Annotated in this window: 20 protein-coding genes and 1 pseudogene; 7 read left to right on the plus strand and 14 right to left on the minus strand. The window is 55.9% G+C overall.

Annotation, left to right across the window (positions count from 1 at the left end):
• Window positions 1-346: 346 nt before the first annotated feature.
• Window positions 347-1588 (minus strand): annotated as a pseudogene (gene sat / locus EOM25_04660) (sulfate adenylyltransferase).
• An 876-nt stretch (window positions 1589-2464) separates the two neighbouring features.
• On the opposite strand from sat, the gene EOM25_04665 reads away from it, so the two are divergent.
• From EOM25_04665 to EOM25_04680, 4 genes are all read left to right on the plus strand, one after another.
• A complete protein-coding gene (locus tag EOM25_04665; GenBank protein NCC24483.1) occupies window positions 2465-3577 on the plus strand; it encodes a hypothetical protein in 1113 nt (370 codons plus the stop codon).
• On the plus strand, window positions 3528-3791 hold the full coding sequence (locus EOM25_04670) for a hypothetical protein (GenBank protein ID NCC24484.1): 264 nt from the start codon (window positions 3528-3530) through the stop codon (window positions 3789-3791). The genes EOM25_04665 and EOM25_04670 overlap by 50 nt, the downstream gene beginning before the upstream one ends.
• Window positions 3792-3804: 13 nt before the next feature.
• Window positions 3805-5733 (plus strand): aconitate hydratase, encoded by a 1929-nt coding sequence (locus EOM25_04675; protein NCC24485.1) that lies wholly within the window; start codon window positions 3805-3807, stop codon window positions 5731-5733.
• 78 nt (window positions 5734-5811) lie between these two features.
• Entirely contained in the window at window positions 5812-7710 is a 1899-nt protein-coding gene (locus tag EOM25_04680) for a hypothetical protein (protein ID NCC24486.1), read from the plus strand.
• A gap of 85 nt (window positions 7711-7795) precedes the next feature.
• On the opposite strand, the gene EOM25_04685 is transcribed toward EOM25_04680, so the two are convergent.
• The 6 genes from EOM25_04685 to EOM25_04710 form a co-directional block, all read right to left on the minus strand.
• Window positions 7796-10315 carry an HD domain-containing protein gene (locus EOM25_04685; GenBank protein NCC24487.1) on the minus strand — a complete coding sequence of 840 codons (2520 nt, stop codon included), beginning with the start codon at window positions 10313-10315 and terminating at the stop codon, window positions 7796-7798.
• 25 nt (window positions 10316-10340) lie between these two features.
• Window positions 10341-10832 (minus strand): metallophosphoesterase, encoded by a 492-nt coding sequence (locus EOM25_04690; protein ID NCC24488.1) that lies wholly within the window; start codon window positions 10830-10832, stop codon window positions 10341-10343.
• Window position 10833: 1 nt separating this feature from the next.
• Window positions 10834-12348 carry an MCE family protein gene (locus EOM25_04695; protein NCC24489.1) on the minus strand — a complete coding sequence of 505 codons (1515 nt, stop codon included), beginning with the start codon at window positions 12346-12348 and terminating at the stop codon, window positions 10834-10836.
• Between the two features lie 34 nt (window positions 12349-12382).
• Window positions 12383-13138, minus strand: a complete 756-nt coding sequence (locus EOM25_04700; protein ID NCC24490.1) for an ABC transporter ATP-binding protein — start codon at window positions 13136-13138, stop codon at window positions 12383-12385.
• 11 nt (window positions 13139-13149) lie between these two features.
• Window positions 13150-13920, minus strand: coding sequence for an ABC transporter permease (locus EOM25_04705; GenBank protein NCC24491.1), 771 nt, complete (start codon window positions 13918-13920; stop codon window positions 13150-13152).
• Window positions 13921-13989: 69 nt separating this feature from the next.
• Complete coding sequence (locus EOM25_04710) at window positions 13990-16218, minus strand: adenylate/guanylate cyclase domain-containing protein (protein NCC24492.1); 2229 nt, start codon at window positions 16216-16218, stop codon at window positions 13990-13992.
• A 136-nt stretch (window positions 16219-16354) separates the two neighbouring features.
• On the opposite strand from EOM25_04710, the gene EOM25_04715 reads away from it, so the two are divergent.
• Window positions 16355-16729, plus strand: a complete 375-nt coding sequence (locus tag EOM25_04715; GenBank protein ID NCC24493.1) for a hypothetical protein — start codon at window positions 16355-16357, stop codon at window positions 16727-16729.
• On the opposite strand, the gene EOM25_04720 is transcribed toward EOM25_04715, so the two are convergent.
• Genes EOM25_04720 through pyk form a run of 5 tightly spaced genes read right to left on the minus strand, consistent with a single transcriptional unit; the run spans window position 16726 to window position 20264 of the window.
• Complete coding sequence (locus EOM25_04720) at window positions 16726-17238, minus strand: hypothetical protein (GenBank protein ID NCC24494.1); 513 nt, start codon at window positions 17236-17238, stop codon at window positions 16726-16728. The genes EOM25_04715 and EOM25_04720 overlap by 4 nt on opposite strands.
• A complete protein-coding gene (locus EOM25_04725; GenBank protein NCC24495.1) occupies window positions 17235-17846 on the minus strand; it encodes a hypothetical protein in 612 nt (203 codons plus the stop codon). Before EOM25_04725 ends, EOM25_04720 begins: the two co-directional genes overlap by 4 nt.
• Complete coding sequence (locus EOM25_04730; protein NCC24496.1) at window positions 17837-18337, minus strand: hypothetical protein; 501 nt, start codon at window positions 18335-18337, stop codon at window positions 17837-17839. Before EOM25_04730 ends, EOM25_04725 begins: the two co-directional genes overlap by 10 nt.
• A gap of 16 nt (window positions 18338-18353) precedes the next feature.
• Window positions 18354-18782, minus strand: coding sequence for a hypothetical protein (locus EOM25_04735; protein NCC24497.1), 429 nt, complete (start codon window positions 18780-18782; stop codon window positions 18354-18356).
• A gap of 27 nt (window positions 18783-18809) precedes the next feature.
• The gene (pyk, locus tag EOM25_04740) at window positions 18810-20264 is read right to left on the minus strand and encodes a pyruvate kinase (protein NCC24498.1); all 1455 of its coding nucleotides are present in this window, start codon (window positions 20262-20264) and stop codon (window positions 18810-18812) included.
• On the opposite strand from pyk, the gene thpR reads away from it, so the two are divergent.
• Entirely contained in the window at window positions 20200-20943 is a 744-nt protein-coding gene (gene thpR, locus EOM25_04745; GenBank protein ID NCC24499.1) for an RNA 2',3'-cyclic phosphodiesterase, read from the plus strand. The two genes, pyk and thpR, sit on opposite strands and share 65 nt — an antisense overlap.
• A 100-nt stretch (window positions 20944-21043) precedes the next feature.
• Here thpR and EOM25_04750 read toward each other — a convergent pair whose 3' ends face one another.
• Both EOM25_04750 and EOM25_04755 read right to left on the minus strand, forming a co-directional pair.
• The gene (locus EOM25_04750; GenBank protein NCC24500.1) at window positions 21044-23689 is read right to left on the minus strand and encodes a cytochrome C; all 2646 of its coding nucleotides are present in this window, start codon (window positions 23687-23689) and stop codon (window positions 21044-21046) included.
• Window positions 23686-24759, minus strand: coding sequence for a hypothetical protein (locus tag EOM25_04755; protein ID NCC24501.1), 1074 nt, complete (start codon window positions 24757-24759; stop codon window positions 23686-23688). Before EOM25_04755 ends, EOM25_04750 begins: the two co-directional genes overlap by 4 nt.
• A 425-nt stretch (window positions 24760-25184) precedes the next feature.
• Between EOM25_04755 and EOM25_04760 the strand changes: the two genes are divergently transcribed.
• Entirely contained in the window at window positions 25185-26159 is a 975-nt protein-coding gene (locus tag EOM25_04760) for a hypothetical protein (protein NCC24502.1), read from the plus strand.
• Window positions 26160-26474: the final 315 nt, after the last annotated feature.

Here is a 26474-nt window from a genome sequence, read left to right on the forward strand (position 1 = left end):
GTGTCTGAAGGATGCCTGAAAGCTCATTCAGTTGATTTTTCTCGTCAGTCTTGCACTTGTTGAGCAGATTTCTCATGACCAACGTAGCGTTGTCTTTCGTTCCGCCATAGAAGATGTCCACATCACCGTCGCCCAGTTGGATCGCCGCTCCCATAGAACGAATCATTTTCTACCTCCATAAAAGGTGTCGCATTCCGTTTGCCAGCATCCGAAATGAATCATGAGATTTTTCGTTCAACAAACCATCGACCGGATAATTATTCTGCGAATAGCCGAAGACCGGGGCATCGAACCTTACGGAAATCTGAGAAACTGCCTCAAATCGGGCGATTATTACCAAAACCTTTTCAACCTTTTCGGTCAGGCTGGCGTAATATTCGCGCAGAATGGTCAAGACCTCGTCACGGCCAAAGTGATCCGGAACCGGAGCTTTTTCGGACAGGGCCTTGCGGAGCTTGGTGCCGCTCAGGATGACGCGATCTTCCTTAGTGTGCGGGCAGGTCCTCATTGATGCCATGCCATCACACTTGAAGCAATAGAAGGTCCAGTCAATTTTCATAGGCTTGCACAGGAGGGCTTTGCCGGGTGTGGGGCAGGCTTCCTTAGCATAGGGAATCCGGTCGAAGATTTCCTGGGCCTCGAACAAACCATAGAAGTCGCCGACGCCAGCGTGGTCGCGGCCAATGAGCATGTTGTTGATGCCGTAATTCTGGCGGAAAGTTGCATGCAGCAAAGCCTCGCGAGGACCGGCGTAGCGCATGTCAAGTGGATATCCGGCATTGATGACGTTGTCCTTGACGAAGTAACCGTCGATGAGGGTCTGGATACACTTGATGCGCACTTCAGCCGGGATATCGCCCGGCTTCAGATTGCCAATGAGGGAGTGGATGACCACGCCGTCACAGACCTCGATGGCGATCTTGGCCAGGAACTCATGGGAACGGTGCATGGGGTTGCGAAGCTGCAGGGCGGCCACGTTGCTCCACCCACGCTTTTCCATCTCGGCCCGGATCTGGGCAGGGGTCTGGTAGACGCCCGGGAAACGCTCGGCGTAGTCCCCTTCGGACAACACCTTGACCGGGCCGGCCAAGTTGTACTTGCCTTGGGCCATGACCATTTTGACGCCGGGATGGTCATCAAGGGCGACCTTCCAGAACTTGTCGTCTGCAGAATCCTCACCAGTGCCCTTGAAAACTTTCTCGCATTCCCATTTCTTCTCGTCTTCGCTCAGGGAATACTTTTCCTCCACCTTCATGGTGGCATAAACAGTACCCTTTTTACCTACCAGAGCAATTTCATCGCCGACTTTGACAGCTTCATCGTTGGTATCGCATACCACGGGAACTGGCCAGAAGGTCCCGTCGGCCAGGGTGAATTTCTCGCAAACGCTCTTCCAGTCAGCCTTAGTCATGAATCCAGATAGTGGGCTGAACCCGCCGATGCCCATCATGATACAGTCGCCCTTGACGCGGTCGGAAATCACAACCTGCTTCAGACCGGCAGCCTTTTTCTTCTCATTTGCAAGAGCGGCGCCTTCAAGTAGGCAACAAACAAGTCCTTTTCCACCATGGGGTGCTACCAGAGCCATACGCAAAATCCTCCTTGATAGTTTGTTTTTATTTTCACAAGGTCAGGTCAGTCCCATTTGCAGGCAGAACCGACAATTGTCAACCACTTTTCGCTGAGTCTTGGACACTCCGAAAACTTAAGGATTTCCCAGAAATGTCGAGGTAAACACTATTGACTGTCCAGAAAAATAAAAAATCTGTAATTCCAAGCGATTAAAGAAAAACAGAAAACATGTTGCTCGGTCATTTGGTTTCATGTAAGCTGAAATGATTCAGCAAAAGGGAATCACTCGCACCAACATTTTTAACTTTACCCTTAATGCTCCTGATGGGCAACCCCTGATTCCATCCCACTTTCCCTAGGAATTTTGTCAATGAAAAACAGAAGAGCCAGTGTCCAGTCGTCGGACTCCATGGATATTTTTTCCGTCGAAACCCAGTTGCTGAACCTCATGGGCGTGCGTTCCAGGCTGTTCGCTAAAATCGCCATTGCCGACACGGTAGGATCCCCTGACAAAACCGATCGCGATCTGGAACAAAAACTTTGGGCGCTATGGAAGAAAGCATTTCAAGATAGTGGTCATGATCCGGCGACCTTGAAGAAATCCTTTCTTCTCCTCAACTCCATGGCCTACTCGCATGTCTCCCAAAGAAATCGAAACAGGCCTTTTTGCCTCTTCCCGAGGAATCGGGCTCTTTGCGCTGAAATCCAAGGGCCAACGAGCACAATCCAAAGCCAAGTGCTCTGTTTCATTTCCGCATTTCTCCCCGAACCATTCTCGTTTTCGTGCACTGTCAGCAGCTTTCTATTTGAAGAGATTAAAGCCCTAAACAAATGCGGTGCCGGACTGTCCTGGATCGATGCATCCGTACAGTCTCGGCCCATGGTCCGCGAGATGACCCTAGACGCAAACATCGTCTACGTCGGAAAATCAGCCCTGAATCTTTATCTGCTTCTCTGCCTTGGTCTCAAATCGCCGACCCTTCTAAAATTGACCTGCGACTCTGAGCTCAAAATTCAAGACTTCAAATTCCTACAGGAAATTCTTCCCCTTCTTGGTGCACGACTTGCGCCCCTTGAACCGCATGGAAATCTGCTCCCGGCCAAGCTAGAGGCCAGCGGCATTCTGCCTTCCCGGGTCGAACTGCCTGTCAATACACCGGTGGAATTTGCCACCGCACTCATCGCCTGCGGCCCGCTCTACGAAAAAGACTTGTCAATCCTGCTCCCTCCATCACTTGCCAACCATAGAGACATCATCCGAATCGTCGACGTAGTCGCCCGGTTCAGACCGGAAACGACCATCGACGGCGATACGATCTACCTTCGAGCCGCAGGGTTCTCCATGCCTTCCAGTCCAGTGATCCCGGACATGGATCCGGCTCTGGCGGGGCTCATGCTTGCCTTGCCCTATGTGGCAGGAGGGAATATCCGTCTTCAAGGTCATTGGCCTTCAGACCACCCTCTTGACGGGCCAACCCGGGAACTGCTCTTAGATTTCGGCCTCGCCCCAATCTTTCTCCCCGATGCGGTCTATTCTTCATGCGAGACCCGTCTCTATCCATCTCGACTCGACATAACAAATTTGACCGAAGAACTTCTTCCTCTGGCCACGGCTCTAGCTTTCGCTTCTGGAAAGAACACGACCATCGTCTGCAACACATCCCGAGACGACATCGGCCATTCGCGGGATTTTCTCCATCATGTCGGAGCCGAGTACCAAATTTCGACCCAGGGAATCCATGTCTCAGGGATTCGGCCGGGCAAGGCTGAGGTTTGGGCCAGCCCGTCTCCCGCATGGACCCTTGCCCTAAGCCTTGTGTCCTTCCAACAGCCTGGAGTCTGCCTTTCGAACCCGGGCATCATCTCCGAAGTCTGGCCATCGTTCTGGAACATTTTCACCAGCCTTCCCGAAGGACCTCCCCCTCATGCTCCGACCCAAATCCGCGAGGAAGCCAATGAACCCGAACCTGTTGCCGGAAGCGGAAAGCGACGAATCCGCATCTAGCCTCATCGAACGCCTGACGAACGAAATTCTGTTTTTCCAAAAGGATCTCGCATCCAAGAAACTCGAGATCTCGGATCTTCAAGCTCGTGAGGACGTCGCCAAAGGCATTTTTTTTCCTCAAGAGATTCATGCCCTCAAACAGGAATGTCTCCGGCTGGCGACTGAAGTGGAACTCCGCCAAAAACGCATACGACGCATCCAAATAGAAAACTGAAGCAGGTAATTACATGGCTAAAAACATCGTCCAAAAAATCATCTCCACGCACCTCATGTCCGGTACAATGCTTCCGGACCAAGACATCGCGCTCAAGATCGACCAGACCCTGACCCAGGACGCCACGGGAACCATGGCTTACCTCCAGTTCGAAGCCATGGGTGTAGACCGGGTCCGAACCGATTTGTCCGTAAGCTACGTCGATCACAACACCCTGCAGATGGGCTTCAGGAACTCGGATGATCACCGATTCCTGAAATCGGTGGCGACCAGATTTGGCATCGTCTTCTCCCCTCCGGGAACCGGTATTTGCCATCAACTGCATTTGGAGAACTTCGCCAAGCCAGGTACGACCCTCATCGGATCCGACAGCCATACGCCGACTGCTGGAGGTATCGGGGCCATGGCCATGGGCGCCGGAGGCCTGTCCGTGGCCATGGCCATGGCTGGCGAACCATATATCATTCCCATGCCCAAAATATTTCTGGTTCACCTTTCGGGCCGACTTCGTGGCCACGCCACAGCCAAGGACATCATTCTCACCCTTCTCGGACTATTGAGCGTCAAGGGAGGAGTGGGGATCGCCTTTGAGTACGGGGGCCCCGGAGTAGCCAATCTGAGTGTCCCGGAACGAGCAACCATCACCAACATGGGAGCTGAACTCGGAGCCACGACCTCTATTTTTCCCTCCGATGCCCGGACCAGGGACTTCCTGGCAGCCATGGGTCGAGAAAATGACTTTATGCCGATCGCTGCCGACAAAGAGTCCCAATACGACCGGATCATCGATTTGAACCTCGACGACATCGTTCCAATGGCCGCCTGTCCCCACATGCCGGACAAGGTCAAGCCCATTCGCGAACTGTCCGGCCTTGCCGTCCAGCAGGTCTGCGTGGGATCCTGCACCAATTCTTCCTATCTCGATCTCTGTCAGGTTGCCGCCATCCTCGAAAATCGCGCAATCAATCCAGGAACCGAGATGCTCATTGCTCCGGGTTCAAAACAAGTTTTGACCATGCTCCTGCGAGAAGGAAAGGTTGAGTCCCTGCTCGACGCCGGGGGTCGTCTGCTTGAATGCGCCTGCGGACCATGTATCGGTATGGGTGGGTCTCCCTCGTCCGGTGGAGTCAGTGTTCGGACCTTCAATCGCAACTTCGAAGGCCGAAGCGGGACCCAGGACGCCCAGGTCTTCCTAACAAGCCCTGTCACGGCAGCCCACTGTGCCCTAGACGGAATGTTCACCGATCCAGCCCACTGGAAACCCGAGCCGATCAGGGTCGATCTCCCTGCCCAGCCACCAAGCATCAGACACCATTTCGTCTTTCCCTTACAGGACGGAAATACGGCGGAAATTCTCCGAGGCCCCAACATTGCTCCCCTGCCAGACTTCGCTCCACTCCCGGAGATGCTTGAGGTTTCGGTGGCCATCCGCCTTGATGATGACATCACTACCGATCATATCCTGCCTGGCGGGGCCGAAGTCACAGCCCTGCGCTCCAATGTGCCGGCAATCAGCGTCCACGTATTCAGCCGAATCTCCCCAGGATTTGCCGATCGTTGCCGGGCCATGGGCCAATGCATCATTGTGGCTGGCCAAAACTACGGCCAGGGATCGAGTCGAGAGCATGCTGCCCTGGCCCCGAGATACCTTGGGGTCAAAGCCGTGCTTGCCAAGTCGTTCGCCCGAATCCACAAGGCCAACCTCATCAACTTCGGCATCATCCCCCTGACCTTCTCCGGCCCGAAAGACTTTGAAATAATCGAGCCCGGCGACCGCATCTCAATTTCAACGTCCGGGCTATCAGGGTCGACCAAGCTTCGGGCCGTGGTCGAAAATAAAGGCGAAATAACTGTAAACCACGATTTGACTGCCGAACAGTTGCAAACTATTCAGGCTGGTGGACTGCTCAACCAAATTCGGGACAAGGTCGCCTCAAGATAGCGGAGACTCGGTCCCGGCTCAGACGGCCCATGGCGGACACCTTTTTCCAAACGATTCACAACAGGATGTCGTAATCTCATGCTTGATATCATGCGCAAAAACGCCCAGAGTTGGGGCGTAAAGGTCATCTTCGGTCTCATCGTCGTGGTCTTTGTCTTCTGGGGAGTTGGCAGCTTTAACAGCACGACCAGCGCCATTCTGGCTACCGTCAACGACCGCCCCATCTACATCCAGGATTTCATTCTGGCCTATGAAAATACGATCCAGCAGATCCGGGAGGAGAATCCTGACCTCTCATCCGACGATCTCCGGGCCATGGGAGTCAAGAATCAGATCTTTGGTCGCTTGGTCGTAGGCGAACTCCTCTCGGAGGAGGCCGACCGTCTTGGCATAAGCGTCACTCCGGAAATCCTCCGGGAACAGGTCACCCGCATCCCGGCATTCCAGAACGAGAACCAAATGTTCGACCCCAATCGATATCGGATGGTTCTCCAGTCCCATCAGATGACTCCCAGACAGTTTGAGACCGAATTCGTCCAGGATCTCCGTCGTCAGCAGCTCCAGACATACTATTCTCTGCCAGCCATTGCCACAGAGGAAGAAGGCCGCCGGTTTTTCGAATATGCTCGGGAAAAGGCCAAAGTCGAGTATATCATCTTCAAGGCCGATGACTTTTCAGGGCTGGTCCATATCGGTCAAAACCAAACCGAAGTGTACTATCAGGAACACCTAGATCAGTTCATGCGTCCTGCCGAAGCCAGCTTTGACCTGGTCATGATCACTCCCGAATCCCTGGCTAGGCCCGACTTGATCTCGGACATGGAAGCCAAGGGCTACTACGAAGCCCATCAAAAAGATTTCGAGCAGGAAGAACAGGTCAAGGCCCGGCACATCCTCTGGAAACTCTCACCCGAGGCCACAGAGGACGAGGCCAAGACCGCAAGAAATGAAGCCGACAAGGTACGCAACGATTTTCTGAAGAATAACAAGGAGTTTGGAGAACTGGCCAAAATCCACTCCCAGGGACCAAGTGCCCCCAACGGTGGAGACCTTGGCTGGTTCGGCCGGGGCCAGATGGTCAAGAGCTTCGAAGACACGGCCTTTGGCCTTGAGCCTGGCCAAATCAGCGAGCCGGTTCGCACCGAATTCGGCTACCACTTGATCCTTGTCGAGGAAAAGAGGGCTGGCGGAATCCCTCCCTTCGACGAACTGGCCTCCACCATCCGGGTCAAGCTGGCCCACGAGGAGGCTGCAGGCAGACTCAACCAGGCACTGGACCAGGCACTGGAACTCATCCTGACCGGTTCATCCCTCAACGCCACGGCCGAGGCCGTCGATCTGCCAGTCGAACGGACTGGGTTCTTCCCTCAATCCGGACATCCCGAGGGAGCGCATCTTTCAAATGAGGCCAAGGCTAAGCTGTTCGCCCTGCAACTGGGAGAAACCACAGACTACCCGGTTCTCACCGACAACGGGTACATCCTGGCCCAGATGACCGGATACAATTCGCCCGAGCCTAGGCCTCTGTCCGAGGTCCAGGAAGAAATCGTCAGGACCTTGACCAGGGAGAAATCCCTTGAACGTGCCAGAGCTGAAGCCGAATCCGCCCTGCATACCATCCGTCAGGATCCCGGACAGCTCCCCGAAGACCTCGCGTCACGGGTGATAGTCAGCGAACCCTTTGGCCGCCGTGGCATGGTTCCCGGACTGGGCTTCAATCCCGACTTGGTCGAAGCGACCTTTACCGCCGTCCCCGGATATTGGCTGGACCAGGTCTTCGATCTCGGCGAGGGTACCGTCGTCGTTCGTTTGGCCGAACTTATTGCGGTCGACCCGGAAGAGTGGGTCCGAGAAAAAAACCGACTCTTCCCGGAGATGATAAATACCAAGAAGGAACAGTTCTTTTCGGCCATCATCGCCGATCTAAGATCTCGGGCTGACATCCGTATCCAGAATCCGAGAGTCCTCGAAGACTGATCCTTTTCGGCCCATCCACAAATCGAAACGGGTGCCGCCCCCCAATGGGACCGGCACCCGTTTTTTTGAAACACGAAAAATCGCTTCACTCGGCCGTTCGCAGACGGCTCCGGATCTCTTCCTCTCCATCTCGCAAAACTGATCTGAGCGTCTGAAGGTTCCTCTCGACGGCCAGTTCATACAGGTCAGCGTCAAAACCCCATCGCTGACGGAAATGATCCCGCATGAATCGGTCCACCCCACCCAGTTCTCCTTGGATCCGACGCTTCTTGATGTCCTGATAGAAACCTTCGGTTCGCCGAAGCAGGTCGATGTCCGACCCATAGCCGGGAAGTTGGGCCTCCTCAAATTCGCGGTAGAGGAGCAGGAGCTTCTCCAAATACATCCGATCAGCCATCTGGGCCAGGATGTCCGCCGTGCCGAGCATGGAACCGAAGAGACGGACCTTTTCGTCGCGGAAAAAATACTCGTCCATGGAACGATTGAGTATCGTGCAGGAGATCATGCTCGCACAGTCCTCGGCATCGTGCTCGGCGATTCCATGCCTTTCGAAATAGGACCGCATCAGGGCAATACTGCGCTCTTCGTGACCGACGGTGTATTTGGCCCCGGTGCCTTCAACGTCGTCTTCAGCCTGAATGAAGCCGGTATCGTGAAACAAAGAGGCTATGAGGGTCTTGGAAATGTCCGCCGGCTCGACCCTGTTTCCCCGGACATGATACCCGTGCATGAGTCGGATGGTGGCTAAAGCCACGGCACAGGTATGTTCATGGTCGTGATATTTTGTCGTACTCTGGCGATAGCCAGGATAATGCCCGGCAAAAAGCCGCTCGACATCCCAATAGACCCTCTCCACAAGCGACAAATCCATGCGGGCCATTTCCCTGGTCAGCAGGGCGATCTCATCAAAGACCTTGTCAGAACGCCCCATGGGAATCAAATCCTCCAACCATGGCAATTCCCGGGCGTCGCAGATTGTGGGCCGGTCCTCGACATTGAGCTGCCAAGGATCCAGAAACTCCCGGCCATATTGGACCGACACCCCTCGCCGAACAAAGATCTCGTAGAGGTCGGAATCTATCTTGCCATCCTTAACCAAACCTTTCATGACCTCCAAGGCATCCCTCAGGCTCATGGGTTCCTTGTATGGACGGTCCCTGGCGGTCAAGGCTTCGAAAATGTCGGCAATGGCGAGTATCCTAGACTGGATGCAGATTTGGCCGTTTCTCAGATGTCGGGGATAGCCTGTGCCGTCGAGCTTTTCATGGTGCTGTCCGGCGATTTCCGGAACCTTGGCAAACTTTTTTGGAAAAGTCAATTGATTCAAGACCTTTATGGTCGTTCTGGCATGCTCTTCGATCTTAATGCGCTCCCTTCCGGTCAGGGTTCCCCTTGGGACTGAGAGAAACTCTAACTCGCAATCGGTCAAAAAAGGCCTCTCGGCCCCGCCGAACCGATATCTTTGGCCCGCTATCCTCCGCAAACGTTTCAAAGCGACATCGCTCATCCGTTCCGATGGACGATTGCACTCCCTGATGAATTCCCGATCCTCATCCAATTGGGCAACTTCCTTGGCCAGGCGGCCGTCAATTTCTTCGGAGCCGTTCAAGAGGCGATCGTCCTGGGCATCCTTTTCCATCAAGGTTCGAATCAGGTCCAAGCGGAGATCTATGACCTCCATGCGGTCCTCGACCGAAGCCAGCTTGCAGGATTTGTCCAGGATATGCTCGGGGGTGACGATTTTACCGACGTCATGAAGCCAGGCGGCCAGAGTCAATTCCTCCAGCTCGTCCGGGGTGAAGCTCGTTTCGGCCAAGGGCCCGGTTCTTTCGTCCTGGATATGGGCGGCTATCATCCGGGTCAGTTCAACGACCCGTTTGATGTGTCCGGCCGTGTACGGTGATTTGGCGTCGATGGCCGCAGCAATGCTTCTGGTGAAGGAATGGAACAGCTCCGACAGGTCCTTGATCAGCTGGGTCTTGGTCAAAGCCACTGCCGCCAGTGATGCTAGAGATGCGGCCAGCTCCTCCAAATCCCGGCCAAAGGCCGTCACCCGGCCGGACTCCTGGTCGAAGGCATTGATGAGCTGCAGGACGCCGATGATGTCGCCCTCGTGGTTCTGCATGGGAATGACGAGCATCGATTGGGACCTGTATCCGGTCATTTCGTCATAGCGTTTGGGCCCGGAAAAATCGAAATCTTCGGCCTCGTACACGTCTCGGATGTTGATCCTGGTTTTCGAGTGGACAGCGTGGGCCGAGACATTGGAGTGATTGGGCTCGCCGCTGGCAAGATAGAGGGGAACGGACGGCAGGTCTGGCTTGAGGCCCGTGGCCCCTCCCATGCGGACTCCGAGGGAATGGTTTTGAAGAACGACGAAATCGAGAACCAGCCGATGTGGGTCAACGATATACAGGCTTCCGGCATCGGCTCTGGCCAAATGCCGGGCCTCCTGGACTATGAGCTCCAGAAGACGTTCGATATTGGACTCGCTCGACAGGGCGAGCCCCACTTCAACCATCCGTTTCAAGTTGGCCGCATGCTCGTCGGAATACATCCAGAAACTCCCTTTGCCGGCCAGCATCGATTCCGCATTGGGGGCCATCAGCCCTCCCTCGTTCAAGGTTTCTTCAAAGCAGGATCCAGTCGAGAACCGGCTTATGTCCCTGGCCTATGTCAAGAAGGGCCAAGCTGGGGCCCTCTCCGTACCGGGGTTCGGACATGGACCCCGGATTGAGAAGCCAAGTGCCGTTCTCGAGGCGACGCCAGTCCCTCTGGTGGGTGTGTCCGTAGAAGACGAAATCGTACCCAGGTCCCAAGGCCCCGGCAACGGTCTCTCCGACTATACTTCGTGGGCCCCATCCGTGTCCCACTCCGATCCGAAACCCCTCGCAGACCATGCTGGCCATGACCGGCAAATCCTCGGACGACGGATAGAAATCGCAATTTCCCCTGACCGTCATGAAACCCGGATGCCGAGCCAGAAAATGGTAGACATCCTCTCCGGTCATGTCTCCACAGTGCACGAGCATGTCCGCTTGGACCAAGTGGGCCTCGTAGACCTTCTCAAGATCCGGTGTCGCCTCGCACATGTGGGTGTCCGAGACGATGGCCAGTCTCATGTCATTGGCCCATGGGCAGCGGAGCACTGCCCAGGATGTATTTCAGATCTTCGTCGGTGAAATAGAACCCCAGCCCGCTAAAGAAAGATGCCTGACCGTCGTCGCTGATGAAATCGTCCATACCGGCGCTGAGATAGAAATTCTTCATGAAGTAGAGCTTCCCTCCACCCTTGAGGTGCGGCGGATGATCGTGCCGGAAATCAAAGGCCTCGACAAAGAATTGAAGCCGGTCGTCCCACAGGTAGTAATCGACACCGAAACCGCCCGAGGACTCGATGATACCTCCCCTCAGGACCACGTCGTCCCATCGTTTGGCAATCTGGGCCGAAAACTTGAGTTTGTCTTTGTTGAACTCGGTCTTCTCCTCCTCGTAGGTGTGCCATGCCCCGCCATCATCCCGATACTTGACCATTTTGGTCGTCTTCTCCCGTTTGCCGGAAGGATCGCTGATCAAGGACAGCATGTAATACTTGTCTTCGGCAGGCTGGAGTTTGAGGTTCAGATAACTCTTGAAGTCGCCGGTTCTGGACATGTATTCGGGGCTGAATTCGACCGAGGTCCGGAACTGGTCCTGCTTGGCTAGATACTTGTTGATCCCCTCCAGAGCCTTGTCCAGTTCCTCGGCCGTGGTGTCGTCGTTGATCAGGCGCCCGATGGTCCCTTTACCCTCGTCAATCTTGCGGGAGACGCTCTGAAGGGATGCCAGGGTCTCCTTGAGATCCTGGCCCATATCCTGGTCGGACACCAAGCGGCCCATAGGCCCTTCACCCTCGTGGAGCTTGCCCAGAAGAACATTCATATGCTTGAGGGTCACCTGGACCTCTGCAGAGGCCACCTCGAGATTCTTGACAATCTTGTCCACCCCGTCCTTGTTGGCCCCGGACACCTGCTTCAGGTCGGCCGAAAAATCGCGGAGGTTGCCCACGATCTGACCCACGGCATCCATGTTGGACTGGACTAGGCCGTTCAGGCCCACGGCCATATCCCGCATATTTTGGATCATGATCCGAAGATCCTGCTCCCCCTGCTCTCCTCCGAGGACGTTGGACACGCTTCGGGCCACGAGCCCCACGTCGTCGGCTATCTGCCCCACTTTCTGAAGAACGTCCTCTAGGCTGGGTGGAGTCTCGGAACGGGCGATGGTGCCGCCTTGGGTCAGGACCGGATGGCTGCTGGAGCCCGGCACGATTTCCACGAATTTGTCGCCAAGCACTCCCCGTGTGCGGACTGCTACCTGGGCATCGGCGTGAATGACCACTCCGGGCTTGACGGCCATGATTACCTTGGCCCTGTTGCCCTCCAGGCCGATGGTTTTGACCAGACCGACGTCGATACCGGCGATTTCCACCGGGGAATTCTCCTTCAAACCCGAGACGTTGTCGAAGTAGGCAGCCACGTCGTACATGTCCCTGGTGGTCACCTTGCCCTTGCTGACCTGGGTGGTCATGTAGGTCAGGCCGACCAAAGCCGCGAAGACGAAGAGACCGACCTTGATTTCAGTTCCCGCACTAGCCATCGATGCTCCTTGTTCATGCCGGGGGGCTATTTGATCAGCCCATCCCGATAGGGCCTTGCAGCGACCCGGAGATGAATTGCCTCACGACCGGGTCCTCGTTGTTTCTGATTTCCTCCGGGGTCCCCTGAGCGATGATGGTCCCCTCATAGAGCATGAAAATGTTGTCGGCCGTGGTCATGGTCGCCTGGATGTCGTGGCTGATGACCACGCAAGTGGCCCCGAACTGGGCCCTGGTCTGGACGATCAAGTCGCTGATGGCCGCCGACATGATCGGATCGAGCCCTGACGTAGGCTCGTCGAAGAGGACGATCTCGGGATCCAGGGCCATGGCTCTGGCCAAACCCACCCTCTTGCGCATCCCACCCGAAAGCTCCGATGGCATTTTGTAGCCCATGCCCTTGAGTCCGACATCAGTCAGCTTGGCCTCGACCCGCTCCCGGATTTCCCTAGACGACAAGCGGGTGTGCTCGCGCATGGGAAAGGCCACGTTTTCGGCCACGCTCAAGGAGTCGAACAATGCCCCTTCCTGGAAAAGCATCCCGAACTTCTTTCGGACCCCAGCCAGCTGCCGGTCCCTCATGGCCGCGATGTCCGTGCCGTCGACGATCACCTGTCCCCTGTCCGGCCGGATCAGGCCGATGACGTGTTTCAGAAGGACGCTCTTGCCACCGCCGCTTCGGCCTATGATCACGTTTACCCGGTCCCGGGGCAGGCTAAGATCGATTCCCTTGAGGACCTTCTGGGACCCGAAGGCCTTGTGGACGTCGCGAAGTTCGATGATGGCTTCCATTCGGTCCGCCTTCAAAACATGAGGGCTGTGAGCACGTAATCGCTCATAAGGATGAGGACTGAAGACAGAACCACTGATTGCGTCGTGGCCCGGCCGACTCCTTCGGCCCCGCCTCGGGTATAGAAGCCCTTGAAACACCCAACCAAGGTCAGAATAAAGCCGAAGCACGCAGCCTTGATCAAACCGTTGTACACGTCGTCCAGCCCTACGTATTCATAGATCTTGTTCATAAACAGGCCCCCGTGGATTCCCAGGAGCTTGACGCCCACCAAGTAGCCGCCGGCGATGCCCACGATATCGCTGATGGCGCACAGCAACGGAAGCATGATTACTCCGGCCACGACCCGGGGCACCACTAGGTACTGGACCGGGTTGATGGCCATGACTGTCAGGGCATCGACCTGTTCCGTGACGCGCATGGTCCCTATCTCGGCGGCGATGGCCGACCCGGCCCGACCGGTGACCATGAGCGCGGTGATGACCGGACCGAGTTCCCTGGTCATGGACAGGGCCACCGTAGCCCCCACCAGGGTCTCGGCAGAAAACATGCGGAAGGCGTAGTAAGTCTGCAGGGCCAGGACCATGCCCGTGAATAGCCCGGTCAGGACGACCACGAACAGGGAACTGACCCCGATGAAGTCCATCTGCTTGAACAGGAGGCGGATTCTGTACGGCGGAAGAAAGAGAAGGCTCAAGGCCTCCAGAAAGAGGACAGCGATCCGACCCGCCTCAATCGTCGATGTGATGGCGCCACGGCCCAAAAAGGTGAACATGCGGAACATGCGAGCTCGGGGATTCTCCGTCTGGAAGTCCTGGGGCCGGGAAGAGGCCTTCCTGGCCCTATCCCATCATCACTTTGTTGTAAACGTGAACACTCCGTCCCAAGATTCCGGAGGGTTGGCCAGAAGGTGGTCCAAACGTTCGAGATACAGACGGACGACCGTGTCTCCGGGATGTTCGTTGCCAATTTCCCTGAAGATGGACTGAGCCTTCTGGAACTCCCCTTTCCGGTAGTCCGCCACCCCCTCCTCGTATCTATCCACATAGCCCAGAGGGCAGGGCGAATCGGCGGGAGCCAGCAATTCGAAGATCTCCACCGGCTGGTCCTTGCCCTTGACTTTAACCAGATCGAGGCTTCTGATCCGATATTTGTCTTGGATACTGCGTCTGGTGAATTCACTAACAATGACATTCGTCCCGTAGACCTTGTTCAGGCCCTCCAGGCGCGACCCGAGATTCACGTGGTCGCCCATGACCGTGTAGTCGAACCGGTTCTGGGATCCCATGTTTCCGGCCACCATGCTCCCTGTGTTGATGCCCACACCAATGTCCAGGCAAGGCCATCCCGCCGGCTTCCAGATCTCGTTGAGCTCCTTGAGCCGGGCCATCATTTCGAGGGCCGTCCGGCAAGCCATCTCGGCGTGTTCAGGGTAATGCTTTGGAGCCCCGTACACGGCCATGACCGCGTCGCCCATGTACTTATCCAGAAGCCCCCGGTTATGCATGACGATGTCTGTCATCTCGGTAAGATATTCGTTCAAGAGCTTGACCAGATCGTCTGGCGACAGACCCTCGGAAATGGTCGTGAACCCCCTGATGTCCGAAAAAAGTACTGTCAGTTCGAGCTTGACCCCGCCCAAACGCAGTTTTTCCGGATCGCTGACCACATCCTCGACCACGTGGGGATCGAGATACTTGCTGAAGGCCTGACGGATGGCCCGCTTCTGCCGGTCCGCAAACATGAAGCGGTAGACGGTCAGAATCAGATAGGATCCGGTCAAAGCCAACAGGGGATATACGAGGTTCAGCCAGAACAGACGAGTCTCGAACAGATAGAGATTGGCTAAGACGAACCCGCCGCCGGTGACGAGAACCCCGAGGATGCTCCAGGCCGCCTTGAGTCTCCAGAGAAATATTCCACAGACAAGGCAGAGAACCCAGAGAGCCGCGATATCGAACATCGGGGCCCAGCTTGGCCGGAGCATGAAGTCACCCCGGAGCATATTGTCTAGAGCCGTGGCCTGGATCTCGATTCCAGGATAGGCCACACCGAACGGCGTCACCCGGAGGTCGAACACGGCCGGAGCCGTGACCCCCACAAGCAGATAGCGTCCCCGCAGCAGGTCGGGGTTGGCCTCTCCCCGAAGGATCTTCCAGGCTGGCACATGGGGAATGGTTTTCTCCGGCCCCCGGTAGTGAAGGATCATTTGGCCGTGTTCGTCCGTTGGCACGCTCAGCTTCCCGAGCCCGGACCGGACCACGCCGAAAGAGGCCACCTCCAAGGCTGGCATGGCCTTGGGGTCCGTCAAGGCCGCCAGGGCCGCGGCCAGAGGCAGATAATTCTCGTTCCCGTGGCCGATGGCCAGGGGATAGCGGCGGATGGTTCCGTCCCGGTCGGGGATGATATTGAAGTAGGCTTGACTGTAGGCAACTTCGGCCAACGGCCTAATGTTGGTCCTGGCCTTGGTGGCCCTGGGGATGGGCAGAACTTCCGGCGGCTGGCCGCCTCCGACCACCTTGACGGCCGGGTATCTCTCGGCCCGGTCCAGGGTGTGCTCGCCTGGCGCCAAGTCTTGAGAAAGATTGAAATAGTACCCGAGGATCTGGGGATCTCGGCTGCTGGCCAAAGCTTCAGCCAAGGCCAGATCGGGGCTGCTGTTTTGAAGCCGTTCCTTGATGTACGGCAACAGGTTGGGGTTGGGGAGCAGGCCCAGAGTTTGGGCGTTCTGAGCCAGCCGCAGAAGTTCGGCCTGGGCAGGATTATCCTCGGGATCGAAGAAGCTGATATCATAGCCCACCCCAAGAGGATCGTAGGAGTCGAGCCGCTTGACTAGGTCGGCCATGAGAGACCTGGTCCATGGCCAGCGACCGATCTCCTCCAGGCTTCTTTCGTCGATGGCCACGATGGACACCAGTTCGGAGGTCGGTATCGGGCCCCTGGCCCGCAGCCGAAGGTCATAGGTCTTGAGTTCGAGCAGGTCGAGAAAATCCGGAGAGCTCAGGTACAGGACGGTACAGGTCACGGCCGTGAAAAGGGCCAGGGCCAAGGGCCACGCTCGTTCCCGAACCGGTTTTTTCATGACCGTTTTTCTCCTTTGACTGACGCCCTGGTTTCGGTAGAATGTCAGTCAGATTGTTGCCCCGATTCGAGGCTGGACATATCCGCCGAAGACATTCGCGCTTCGTGAATTCACTCTTAGACCGGAGGATCGTTCCATGTACTCCATCGTCTCCCTGCTCGAGGAGGCCGCCGAGGACATTCGTCGGTTTGAAGCCCAGGCCGTCCAGGCCTTAGACAATGAGACCGAAGGCAAGTCAGTCCACGACCACTGGCTGCGACGCAAGGCCAAACTCTTGCGGGACCTGCCGGAACGGGCCTCTTCACTGGTTGACGCCCTGCCCGAAAAACTCGTCGACTTGGTCATGGATCGCCTGAACACATTCTCCTTCAACGCGGCCAACAGTCTCAGAATCGGCAGCCCCTTCTACATGTCGGCCCTACTCTACCCAGACAATCATCGCCAAGGCCAGCCCAACGACCTTGAACTGCTCGTGACCGACATTGTTCGTGAACTGGAACGACGATTTTAGACCGTCACCTTTTCTGCGATCCGACCGTAGGCGGCAAAGGCCAGTCTTCCGCCCACAGCCCCCCCCACAGCCTGAATCAGGTTAGGAACCACCTCAGCGACGGCCCCTTGGATGCCGATACTGGGCATGAAAACCTCTCCGACAAAATATACTGAAATCATAGCCAAGCCGCCGGCTCCCAGGAGAGCGGCCTGCATGGCCGGGGCCCGATTGACGGCCAGAGCCGCCATCATGCCTTCAAATCCTTTGGCCACCAGGGTCAGAGGAGCGAACAATGCCCATCCGCCCAGAACATCGGCTAGGGCCGAGCCCACCCCTCCGGCAATGAAGGCCTTCCAAAAACCCGTTCCGGGACTCATCCGACCCAGAAGCAGACCGGCAAAAACCACAGCGATGTCCCCGACGTTGAAATATCCCCTGCTCGGCAGGGGGACACGTACGAAAAAGGTCACCAGACAAACGACCACCACCAGGGTGATCAAAACGATTTTTTCCTTGCGCATTGTCATTCCTCCTTCCGGTCTCCGCCTAGATGCCTAACCCGATTCTCGAGAACTAGGGCGGTCTGTTCTGTTTCATTGAGTACATGAAGAAACAGGGCCAAAACCAGTGCCCCGTATCGCTTAAATATCCGCTTCCATCCCGGCATGGCCCGAAACCCGGGGGACCATTCCAAAATCCGCCTGAGTCTGGTTAGAGAAGTCCCGCTCTCCTCCATCGTGGCCCTGAACACGATGATGTCTCTTTTCCAGTCTCCGGGCAAGGGCAGACCCAATATATCCCGATAACTAATGTAGGAAAGACCGAGGGCCAAGACCAGCAAAGAATTCGGGAAAAGCACGACCTTGAGGGCCGAATCCCGGATCCAGTCGGACCGCCCGAACACGACAAAATACTGAAAAATCCCTCCAATTGCTAGCATGGTGAGCACGAAAGGGGTCACGAGCTTAAGCACGGCAACGGTCTCCGCCCACGAGAACCGGTTTCGATGCCAAAAGAGCAAGATAGCGAGCAGACCCGCCTGCACGACAAAGGAATCGTGCCAAGGCCCCCAGATCATCCAAAGCAGGCCTGTCAGCATGGTCGCAAGGATTCCAGATATTCTGATCAGGGCCACAGCGGTCCCCAATCGACGCGAACCTCACCTCGCCTTCCGTCAAGGGGAGTGAGGCCAAGCTCGCCCCCCCGTTTGAAACGCCCGGAAGCAGCCCGGAGCAGTGGCTCCCGGCCTCCGTGCGAAACCGCCAGCATAGCGTCGATTCCCGGGCAGGCCTGCACCAGTGGATCGACTGGACCGAGCTTGTCGTACTCGTCAAGGACCAGAACCCGGATCCCGGGACAGGCCTCGACCCAGTTTCGACAGATCTCGGTCTCGCCGCCACCGGTTCGTCCCCTGACTGCCAGCTCGGCCATCATGGCGTACTTCTGCAGACTGAAATCCTGGACGACATAGGCGAATACGACCTTACTGGCGGACAAGCCGGGAAGAAGCAGTTTCTCAATGAGGCTCGTTTTCCCGGCCCCGTTCGGCCCGGCCAGGAGGGTGAACGTCCCCTCGCTCAAGACTGGAACCCGCTCCTCCACGACCAGATCAAGGCCGTGTGCCATGTGGTGTCGACCAGGCTCAAGGACGAACAGATCCGCCACAAAACCGCTCCGCTCGACCGTTCCTGAATATAAACGTTTCCAATTCCGGCCTTCTGTCCAAGGCACGGGTCAACCGCTCGCGCCGCTCTGCCGACAGGGACTCGACCACATTGCGCAAGAGCAAACGAAGACCCCGTATCCGGTTGACTTCCGCCGCAGCCATGACCAGCAGACAGGCTAGAAGGGCCCGCTCGCCGCCCGAATACCTGTGCAGGGAGCGGTCTGGGTCGACCTCAAGGCCCATGGCCTGAGCCTCGCCAAGGGCCAGGCTCAAGGTCCGATCAGCTTCGTCCTCGGAAAAAATCCAGGCCTCGTCCCGCAGACATCCGGAAACGAACAACCGATCGTAGTCGATGACCACATGGTCGTCTCCGCAACAGCTCAGGACATCCGTGCACGCTGACATGACCGCCTCTGACGGATGGGTTCGGGATCAAGACCCATCGCCGCCCCTTTCCAAGTCTGGGCTTTTGGTGAAGATTTTGATCGTGTTCGTCACCGCATGATCCTGCCCGTGGGCCGGTTCTCCGCTGGTGATGACCACCGGAACCTCCGAAGAAAGTTCATCCTGCCCGTCGACGAATGCTTCCACTCGCTGCACATGGCTGGTGATGGACATGTCCGGAACCCGTGGTCTGACTCCCCAAAAAAAATTCATCTGCCGAACGACTTCCGGTCTGGGCGAAAGGGCGTAGATGTCCTGGGCCGGTCTTCGACTCGACAGGAGCCTAGCCGTGGAACCCGAGACCGAATGGCAGACTATGGCCGTACTTTCCAGGTTGTCGGCCATCAATGCCGCAGCATAGGCCAAATACTTGGCGGGGTTCTTCTCCTGCTTCGGCCTGTACGGCCCCTGAACCCGTTCCAGGAAATACGCCTCGGACTGCTTCGCGATTTCGTGGATGAATCGGACCGCCTCCACGGGATACGCCCCAATGGCCGTCTCCTCGGAGAGCATGACACAGTCGGCCCCGTCCAGGATCGCGTTGGCCACGTCTGTTGTTTCGGCCCGGGTCGGAAGGGGATTTTTGACCATGGACAGAAGCATCTGGGTGGCCACGATGGATGCCTTTTGTCCATGCCGACAGGCCCGAATAATTTTTTTCTGAATGATCGGCAGTGAGGCTATGGGGCACTCAAGGCCGAGATCCCCTCTGGCGACCATGACCGCGTCGGAGAGATCGACAATCTCCTCCAGAATGTCGTAGGCGTTTTTCCGTTCAAGTTTGGCCACCACTGGAATCCAAATTCCATGACGTTTGATCTCGTTACGGACATCGACGATGTCGGAAGCGCTCTGAACGAAAGACACGGCCACGGCGTCAACCCCGATGTCCAGGGCCTCGTGGAGATCTTTTCGGTCTTTGGCTGTCAGGGCCGGCATCGGATGATACTTTCCCGGAAAGGCGATGCCTTTGTGGGAGGTCAAAATGCCCCCGTTCTGGGCCTCCATGAGGTAAAGCCTGTCCTTGTCGATGACCCGCGTGACCACGAACGACAGCATGCCGTCGCTCAAGGACACGGGCATGCCGACTTCCAGGCCCTTGAGGAGTTCCGGGTAGGCGAGCCCGACGAAGGGCCCTTCGTCGGCCCGGGATCGGAGTTCCTCGAGGCCGAGCACGGCTGTCGTGCCCTTGTTGATGGTCAGGGGGGAGCCCGCTACCTCTTCAATACGGATTTTCGGACCGCACAGGTCGGCCATGACCGTCAGGGGCTTGCCGATCTCGCCTTCGATCCTGCGGATCGAGTTCACAACAGGCTCGAAATAGGCGGCCTCGGCATGGGAAAAATTGAGTCTGAATATCCTGACCCCGTATTTGACCATGTCGTTCATGATGCCGTATTCCATCGAAGCCGGTCCCAAAGTGGCCACGATTTTGGTGCGCATGTCGCCCCCTTGTATACAAGTTGCTCCGGTGAAAACCGAAGAAATGATGCTACATTCCCCTTTCTTCGTTCGCAACCACGAGATGCGGTCTGCTCCCGACCCCAAAATGTCTCCCCGTCTGTTCGTCGGACTGCCGATCTCGGATTCGGTCCGAATACACTACGCCGAAATTCTCGACCGCCATGGGCTTCGGTCATTGCCCGGCCTATCTTGGGTTTTGCCAAGAAATCTGCATCTGACCCTTGATTTCATCGGACGGACTCCTGCAGCCCTGGTTCCGGATCTGGTCAAAGCCATAGCCGACTCCATTCCCCCCGCCTTTGAGATCGATTTCCAAGACTTCGGTTTCTTTCCAGATCAAATCCGGCCCAGAGTCTTCTGGGCCGTGGTGCAGAATGGTCGGACCGAACTACAGATCTGGGCCAAAAACTTGACCTCCATGATCGACGGACTTCTGCATCGTCAAAGGCCTGATCCCGCCTTCATCCCTCACCTCACCCTGGCCCGAATCAAAGATAGGCGGATCAGAACATCTTCGTTCCTTCCACACTTCTCAAACGCCAGGTTCGGAAAATTCCAGACCGACAGGGTCGTCCTCTACCGCAGCGAACTGGGTTCTGGGCCGCCGACCTACACAAATCTTTTCGAAGCCCGACTCTCGGGAGCAGATTCGACCTGATTGAAAAATTGCCCCCACAATGAGGCTTATCAAAAAAAAAGGCCTCCGGCCTTGTCGAAGTACAAAGCCGGAGGCCTTAGATCATTCTAGAACCATGTCTTCAGTTGCCCATCATGTTGGGGTGGTGGAAGTCGCCTTCCATGTTTTCAACATGACAGATGGCGCAGTTTCCATTGGCTCCGATGACCCCATTCACGCCCTGGTACTGCAGGGGTTGGATGGCATCCAGGTCCGGATGAAAGGAGTTCTCGGCCGGGTACTCGGCGTGGGTCGAGCCGTGGCAGGACTCGCACATCATCCCGGCATTGTCGGCTCTCAGCCTGTAGAGGCCGGAAGGGCCACGGACCCAGTCGTTGAAGGCCGAAACCTTCCGGCTGGCCGGGGGCGCAAAGTCAACATGGCAGGTCAGGCAGTCGGGCTGATCATTCCAGGGGGTACGGGGACTGATCTCCTCGACCGTGGCCACCAGACGAGGACGGATGCCCCGCATGAGCCGCTCGGCCTTGGGCTTGCCCGCGGCCTGTTCGCCTTTGAGCAGGGTCAGGGCGTGGTCTTCCAGGGTGCCGTGGCAATTGGTGCAAGTCAGGCCGACCTGACTGGCGTGCACGCCCCGGGCGCAATAGGTGAAGCTGGTCGGGCCGGTGGGGTGGCAGGAATGGCAGGGTTCCGGCCCTGGCCGATCGGACAGATAGTGGACATGGAACCCGTGGATGGCCGCGGGCAGGTTCAGCAGTTCCGGATTGCCGGCCGCGTTGAGCAGGGGGTCCGGATGGCAGCTCTGGCAGAGTACCGGGCGGCCCTGGTTGGCCTCGGCCAGCAGGGTGGTCTTGTGACGGCGATCGTGAACGACCAGAACGTCCGAGGCGGTTTCGGCGGAGATGCCTGTTACCCCCGAACGTCGCCAAGTCCCGCCGTGGCAGTTGTGGCAGCCGATTTCCGTAGAGACCGGGGCCACGACCCTGGTCGTGGCCAGAGTCTGTCCGGTGGCCCCATCCCTGGCCTCGATGGTGAAAATTGGATAGGGATTCAAAGAGCCATCGTCGGCATAGGGCAGGACCGGAATGCCGTCGGCCACAAAGGTCCGCAGCTTCTCGTTCAGGGTCATGGTTCCGGACAGGCCAAGGCCCTTGGCGCTGACATTGAGGGGCAGTTCCTTGCCGACCAGGGATTTGGCGTACTTCCAGAATTCGACCTGGGAGGCCGGGTCCACCGAACCGGGCGGCGGGGTGAAGACTAGCTCGACGCCGTCGGTGACGAGCTCGGCCTTGACGCCACGCCGTACGAGCTGGGCGTAAAGGGTGCTGCCCGGAGGCAGAAGAGACCAGTAGGGATCGCAGTCGGAAATGCATTTTTCGCCCAGAGTGCACCAGGCCAGGAGTACGTATTCGTCCACGTCTGGATCAAAGGGCGGTATGTCCACCTGGGCCGTTCGTTCCGGCCGGGCAACGGGCTCGGGAACCGATTTGCCATTCACCTCGTGAACCAAGAATCCTGTCAAGGCCCGACGTTCCTCGGCCGTACCGGCAAAACGGGGCATGTATTCATAGACCTTGCCGATGCCGGAAATCATGGCCTCCAGGCCGAAGACACTGAATTTGGCCGTGAGTGGCTGGATATCGTTCAGAGGCCCGCCAATGGAATGACAGGCGGAGCATTGGCCGCGGAAAAGTTCCCGGCCGGCCTGCAATTCGTTGGCCGGCGTGATTTCCCGGTGTTGGATCCATTTGGCGGACTTCAGGTATCCGTCTTTGGCGATGTCGCCTTCGGTGCCCTTGATGATGGCGTTGGAGTACATGAAGCTGTGGATCAGATAGGGTCTGCGGCCAGCTTCGCGCATCCACTCGAAGCTGCCCATGTACATGAGGCCGATGAAGAGAAGGACGAGAGCCATGGGCCGTTTGACGGCCGCGGGCATGCGGATGGACATGATCAGGCCGCCGATGAAGAGCAGGGCCGAGATCCACAGGAAGGCCTGGAAGAAGGGCATGATTTCCGGGTTCCGGCCGAGGATCATGGCCTTGGGCCCTTCGGGCAGGATGGAGAGATACCACCAGCCGGATAGAAGCAGAAAGGCAAAGGGAACGAGGAGCCACTTGGCGCAGTGACGGACCAGGGCCTCGCGCAGGGCCGGATCCTTTTCCCAGGTGGCCGTGACAAAGCCGTAGAGCCCGGCCAGGATCAGAGCGATGAAGGTCCTGAAGGCCAGGGCCGGCCAGAAGGATGGATTGAAGAAGCCGTCCCAGAAATCGCGGGTCGCCAGCCAGTCGCCCGGGGTGAGCATGAACCCGATGATGCCGTTGATCATGAACAGGGACAGCCAAGCAAAGATGAAATACAGCCAGCCGATGAGAAGATGGTTTCGTGGCTGCATTTTGCCGAAGGTATAGTAATAAATGAAGATGGCCACGATTTCGCCCAGGAAAAAGACCCATTCGATGGCCCAGGCAAAGACAAATGTGTGGATCAAGGCCGCCGTGGCCGCCGGGGAGATGAGGGAAATCGTGAACCAGATGCCAACACCGGTCAGGCCGCCAAGAACCATGGTCACGATCATGAAAAATTTGGCGTGGCGCTTGGTGTAGTTCAGTATGCCCTGGGAATTTTCTCGATAGGCCTTTTTTTCGGTGAGAATCAGGAACAGCCCACCGCCGATGGCGAAGTGGGCGATGTAGACATGAATGATGGCGATGACGGCGATGAGCAGGCCGCCACCGGCCCAAGTCAGGTCCCAGATGGGGTAATTCATGATTGGACCTCCTTGCCAGCATCAGCGGCCAGTTTGAGCATCCAGGCGACGACGACCAGGCCGACGGCCAAGACGATCACGAAGAGGAACAAGGGCAGGGCCTCGCCGGTGACCTGCCGCGAGCCGACCTGGAAATAGGGGTTCAGGTAGGCGTCCCGGACCAGATCCCGCAGGTAGACCATGGCCACGGTGGTGGCCAAAAGAAGGCCCACGGTCAGTTTGAGGCGCATCTGCAGGGCCGTGACCGCGGCGGCAACGCCCAGGGCCGATCCCACGAGCAGGACGCCCGTGTGCAGCCCGGATCCGCCCATGAAGAGAAGCACCATGGATTGGGGCAGGGAGGCCAAAAACCACAGGCCCACGGCGATCTGGGCCATGGTGGCGTAGGCGAACCAGGTCATGCCGTGGCGAACCCAGCGCTGGGCATCGGGCTCGCCCTTCCCGGCCTTGTGGGACCAGACCATGGCCATAAACAGCCCGGCCATGGCCATGGAGGCGACAACGAAGTGGAGGTAGCGGGGGAGCAGGGTGCGATCGCCCAGGTTGAGGATATTGCCGCCAGGACGGTCGAAATAGTCGACCCAAGCTTCGGGGGTGAGCATCAGGGTCATGTTGTTGGTGTAGATGAAGGCCGTGGCCAGCAGGCACAGGGTGGCCGTCAACAGGAGGGCGGTTTTCAGGGCACCCAGGGAGGAGTACTTGAAGTCGTAGAGATAGGCCGCCAGATAGGCGACGATGACCAGGCCGACAACGGCCAGCCAGTACGAGGCCATGAGCACGCTGCTGGTGTAGAGGAACTGCCCATAGAGGACCTGCAGGAACAGCAGGGGGGCAACCCCGAAGTTGACGGCAAAGGCGATGGTGAAGGGCAATTTCTTCGAGATATCTACAGTCAGGGGTTCGGTGTCGACCTTGCCCCGGGCATGGTGGACCAGGGCGATGATGGATGACCCGAGCATGATGTTCATGACCAGAAGATGCAGGGTGAAGGTCAAGAACAAAAAGCCGTAAAACCAGCCCCAGGCCACAGGAATGGGCAGGGCGTCGGGGATCAGGGCCGCTGGATCCATGCTGCTCTCCTTGAAAGATTTGGTCGACTCGAAAAAAGGTCAAAGGTCATTCGTTATCGGTCAATCCGCTGCGAATCTCATATCAGTATGGTATGAGAATGCAAGCGCGTGCAGATCACCAGCACAACCGTAATCTTTTAGGAAAGGCTTCATCAACCCAAAATCTGGGAGGGAATGGCACACCGAGGCAGGAAAACCAAATAAAAAATGCGCTAATTGAGCAATTCAATGAATCAACAAATTCATGGAGTACAATAACAAAAGATTACACAGAGAATCTTAAATTGTACTTTAATTCTGAATTAAACAAATCATACACAACTGCCGACCAACATTCGGTAAGGGTAAAGGAAATGATTCAAAAGATTGCCAATTTGGGTTCTATTCAAACAATAAGTGTTCAAAATCTTTAAAAAATAATAACAATGAAAGAATTAAAAGAAATTCGATTCAATGAAACCAATATCCAGCTTAAGGACAATTTGGTTAAAGGCTCTATACTTCCTGAAAAAATTGCTGAGTTAAATAGAACTATCACAATACAGGGTAGTACCGTTATTGAGGGTCCTGTATATGCACATAAGTTAGAGATTCAACAAGGTGATTCAGAAATACATGGAGCAGTATTTACACAGCTTGAACTGTATGTAAATAGTGAAGCAAAAGGTAATGTTACCTTCAAAAAAAGTGTAGGTTCAGCCAATTCAATTGTTTCAAGGGCTCAAAACTGCAATATTATGTTTCATAGTGACATAAATGCAAAGAGCGTAACTTTGTATAATGCTTTTGTTGCCGGTAGCATATATGCAGATGAAATAATACTTGAGAACAGTGTTGTAATTGGAGGCGTTTTTGCAACTCAAACAATTGATTTAACTAATTCAATTGTTGGCACATTTAACACTCCATCTATTAAAGCGGCTCAAATGGTAAGTTTGCTTTTACCAAGTGCTTTTTCTATTGAAAAAATACTTGTAGTACCAGGAACAAAATTCTACAATCTAAGTTTGGCTGATTTAGGATCCTTATTCAAAGGGTTGCCACAGTCAGCAAATTCTGGTAGAATTGAAATGAACATTGATGCTGATGAAGTTAAAACTACCTTAACGAATGAAGAAACACAAAAAACATTAAGAAGCTACACAGTCGTTGGAAAAGTTTTAGCAGCAGATTTATTGGATATGGATAAGTTCCAAAACCACTTTTTATTAACTGCCGCAAGCTTGGGTACTCAATTGCTAAAAACCTATGATTTGGGAGTAGATGCGAAAGGACAACCAGCAACTTTGACAATGGAGAAAATTAGAAACTTCTTCTTTGATATTTTACATGGAAAAATCGAAGTTCAAGGAATTAACGGAAACTTTGATATTTCTCAAATTACTGGCAAATTTAATTAAGCAATGCCGGACGTAAAGCAAGCACATTTGCAAACCGCAGAATGCCAACTCACAAACCAAAGTTTGCAAAAGAGCTTGCTTTGCCCACCCGGAAAGAAAAACAAAAAATCTTCCCTCTCTAAAAAATAAAACTTTGCCGACACGCAACCTGACAGACAAAAACAGAATGACAGAACTGATTGATAATAATAAAGGTATGTCGCTTGACAAGAAAGAAGGCCAGCTTGTAACATGCGGTATATTTTATTGCCGAGATAGTGCTGAAATCAACGGTTGTGGCTCGCTTCAAACTTCATCGTGGTTTGACAGTGACGT

The sequence above is a fragment of the Deltaproteobacteria bacterium genome (assembly GCA_009929795.1).
In the GTDB taxonomy this organism is placed as follows: Bacteria; Desulfobacterota; Desulfovibrionia; order Desulfovibrionales; family Desulfomicrobiaceae; genus RZZR01.

Bases quoted from the DNA above. Each gene is read 5' to 3' on its own strand.
- EOM25_04665 (NCC24483.1), top strand. From the start codon at position 2,465: ATGACCCTAGACGCAAACATCGTCTACGTCGGAAAATCAGCCCTGAAT.
- EOM25_04670 (NCC24484.1), top strand. From the start codon at position 3,528: ATGAACCCGAACCTGTTGCCGGAAGCGGAAAGCGACGAATCCGCATCT.
- EOM25_04675 (NCC24485.1), top strand. From the start codon at position 3,805: ATGGCTAAAAACATCGTCCAAAAAATCATCTCCACGCACCTCATGTCC.
- EOM25_04680 (NCC24486.1), top strand. From the start codon at position 5,812: ATGCTTGATATCATGCGCAAAAACGCCCAGAGTTGGGGCGTAAAGGTC.
- EOM25_04685 (NCC24487.1), bottom strand. From the start codon at position 10,315: ATGGCCCCCAATGCGGAATCGATGCTGGCCGGCAAAGGGAGTTTCTGG.
- EOM25_04690 (NCC24488.1), bottom strand. From the start codon at position 10,832: ATGAGACTGGCCATCGTCTCGGACACCCACATGTGCGAGGCGACACCG.
- EOM25_04695 (NCC24489.1), bottom strand. From the start codon at position 12,348: ATGGCTAGTGCGGGAACTGAAATCAAGGTCGGTCTCTTCGTCTTCGCG.
- EOM25_04700 (NCC24490.1), bottom strand. From the start codon at position 13,138: ATGGAAGCCATCATCGAACTTCGCGACGTCCACAAGGCCTTCGGGTCC.
- EOM25_04705 (NCC24491.1), bottom strand. From the start codon at position 13,920: ATGTTCCGCATGTTCACCTTTTTGGGCCGTGGCGCCATCACATCGACG.
- EOM25_04710 (NCC24492.1), bottom strand. From the start codon at position 16,218: ATGAAAAAACCGGTTCGGGAACGAGCGTGGCCCTTGGCCCTGGCCCTT.
- EOM25_04715 (NCC24493.1), top strand. From the start codon at position 16,355: ATGTACTCCATCGTCTCCCTGCTCGAGGAGGCCGCCGAGGACATTCGT.
- EOM25_04720 (NCC24494.1), bottom strand. From the start codon at position 17,238: ATGACAATGCGCAAGGAAAAAATCGTTTTGATCACCCTGGTGGTGGTC.
- EOM25_04730 (NCC24496.1), bottom strand. From the start codon at position 18,337: ATGGCACACGGCCTTGATCTGGTCGTGGAGGAGCGGGTTCCAGTCTTG.
- EOM25_04735 (NCC24497.1), bottom strand. From the start codon at position 18,782: ATGTCAGCGTGCACGGATGTCCTGAGCTGTTGCGGAGACGACCATGTG.
- thpR (NCC24499.1), top strand. From the start codon at position 20,200: ATGTCGTTCATGATGCCGTATTCCATCGAAGCCGGTCCCAAAGTGGCC.
- pyk (NCC24498.1), bottom strand. From the start codon at position 20,264: ATGCGCACCAAAATCGTGGCCACTTTGGGACCGGCTTCGATGGAATAC.
- EOM25_04750 (NCC24500.1), bottom strand. From the start codon at position 23,689: ATGAATTACCCCATCTGGGACCTGACTTGGGCCGGTGGCGGCCTGCTC.
- EOM25_04755 (NCC24501.1), bottom strand. From the start codon at position 24,759: ATGGATCCAGCGGCCCTGATCCCCGACGCCCTGCCCATTCCTGTGGCC.
- EOM25_04760 (NCC24502.1), top strand. From the start codon at position 25,185: ATGAAAGAATTAAAAGAAATTCGATTCAATGAAACCAATATCCAGCTT.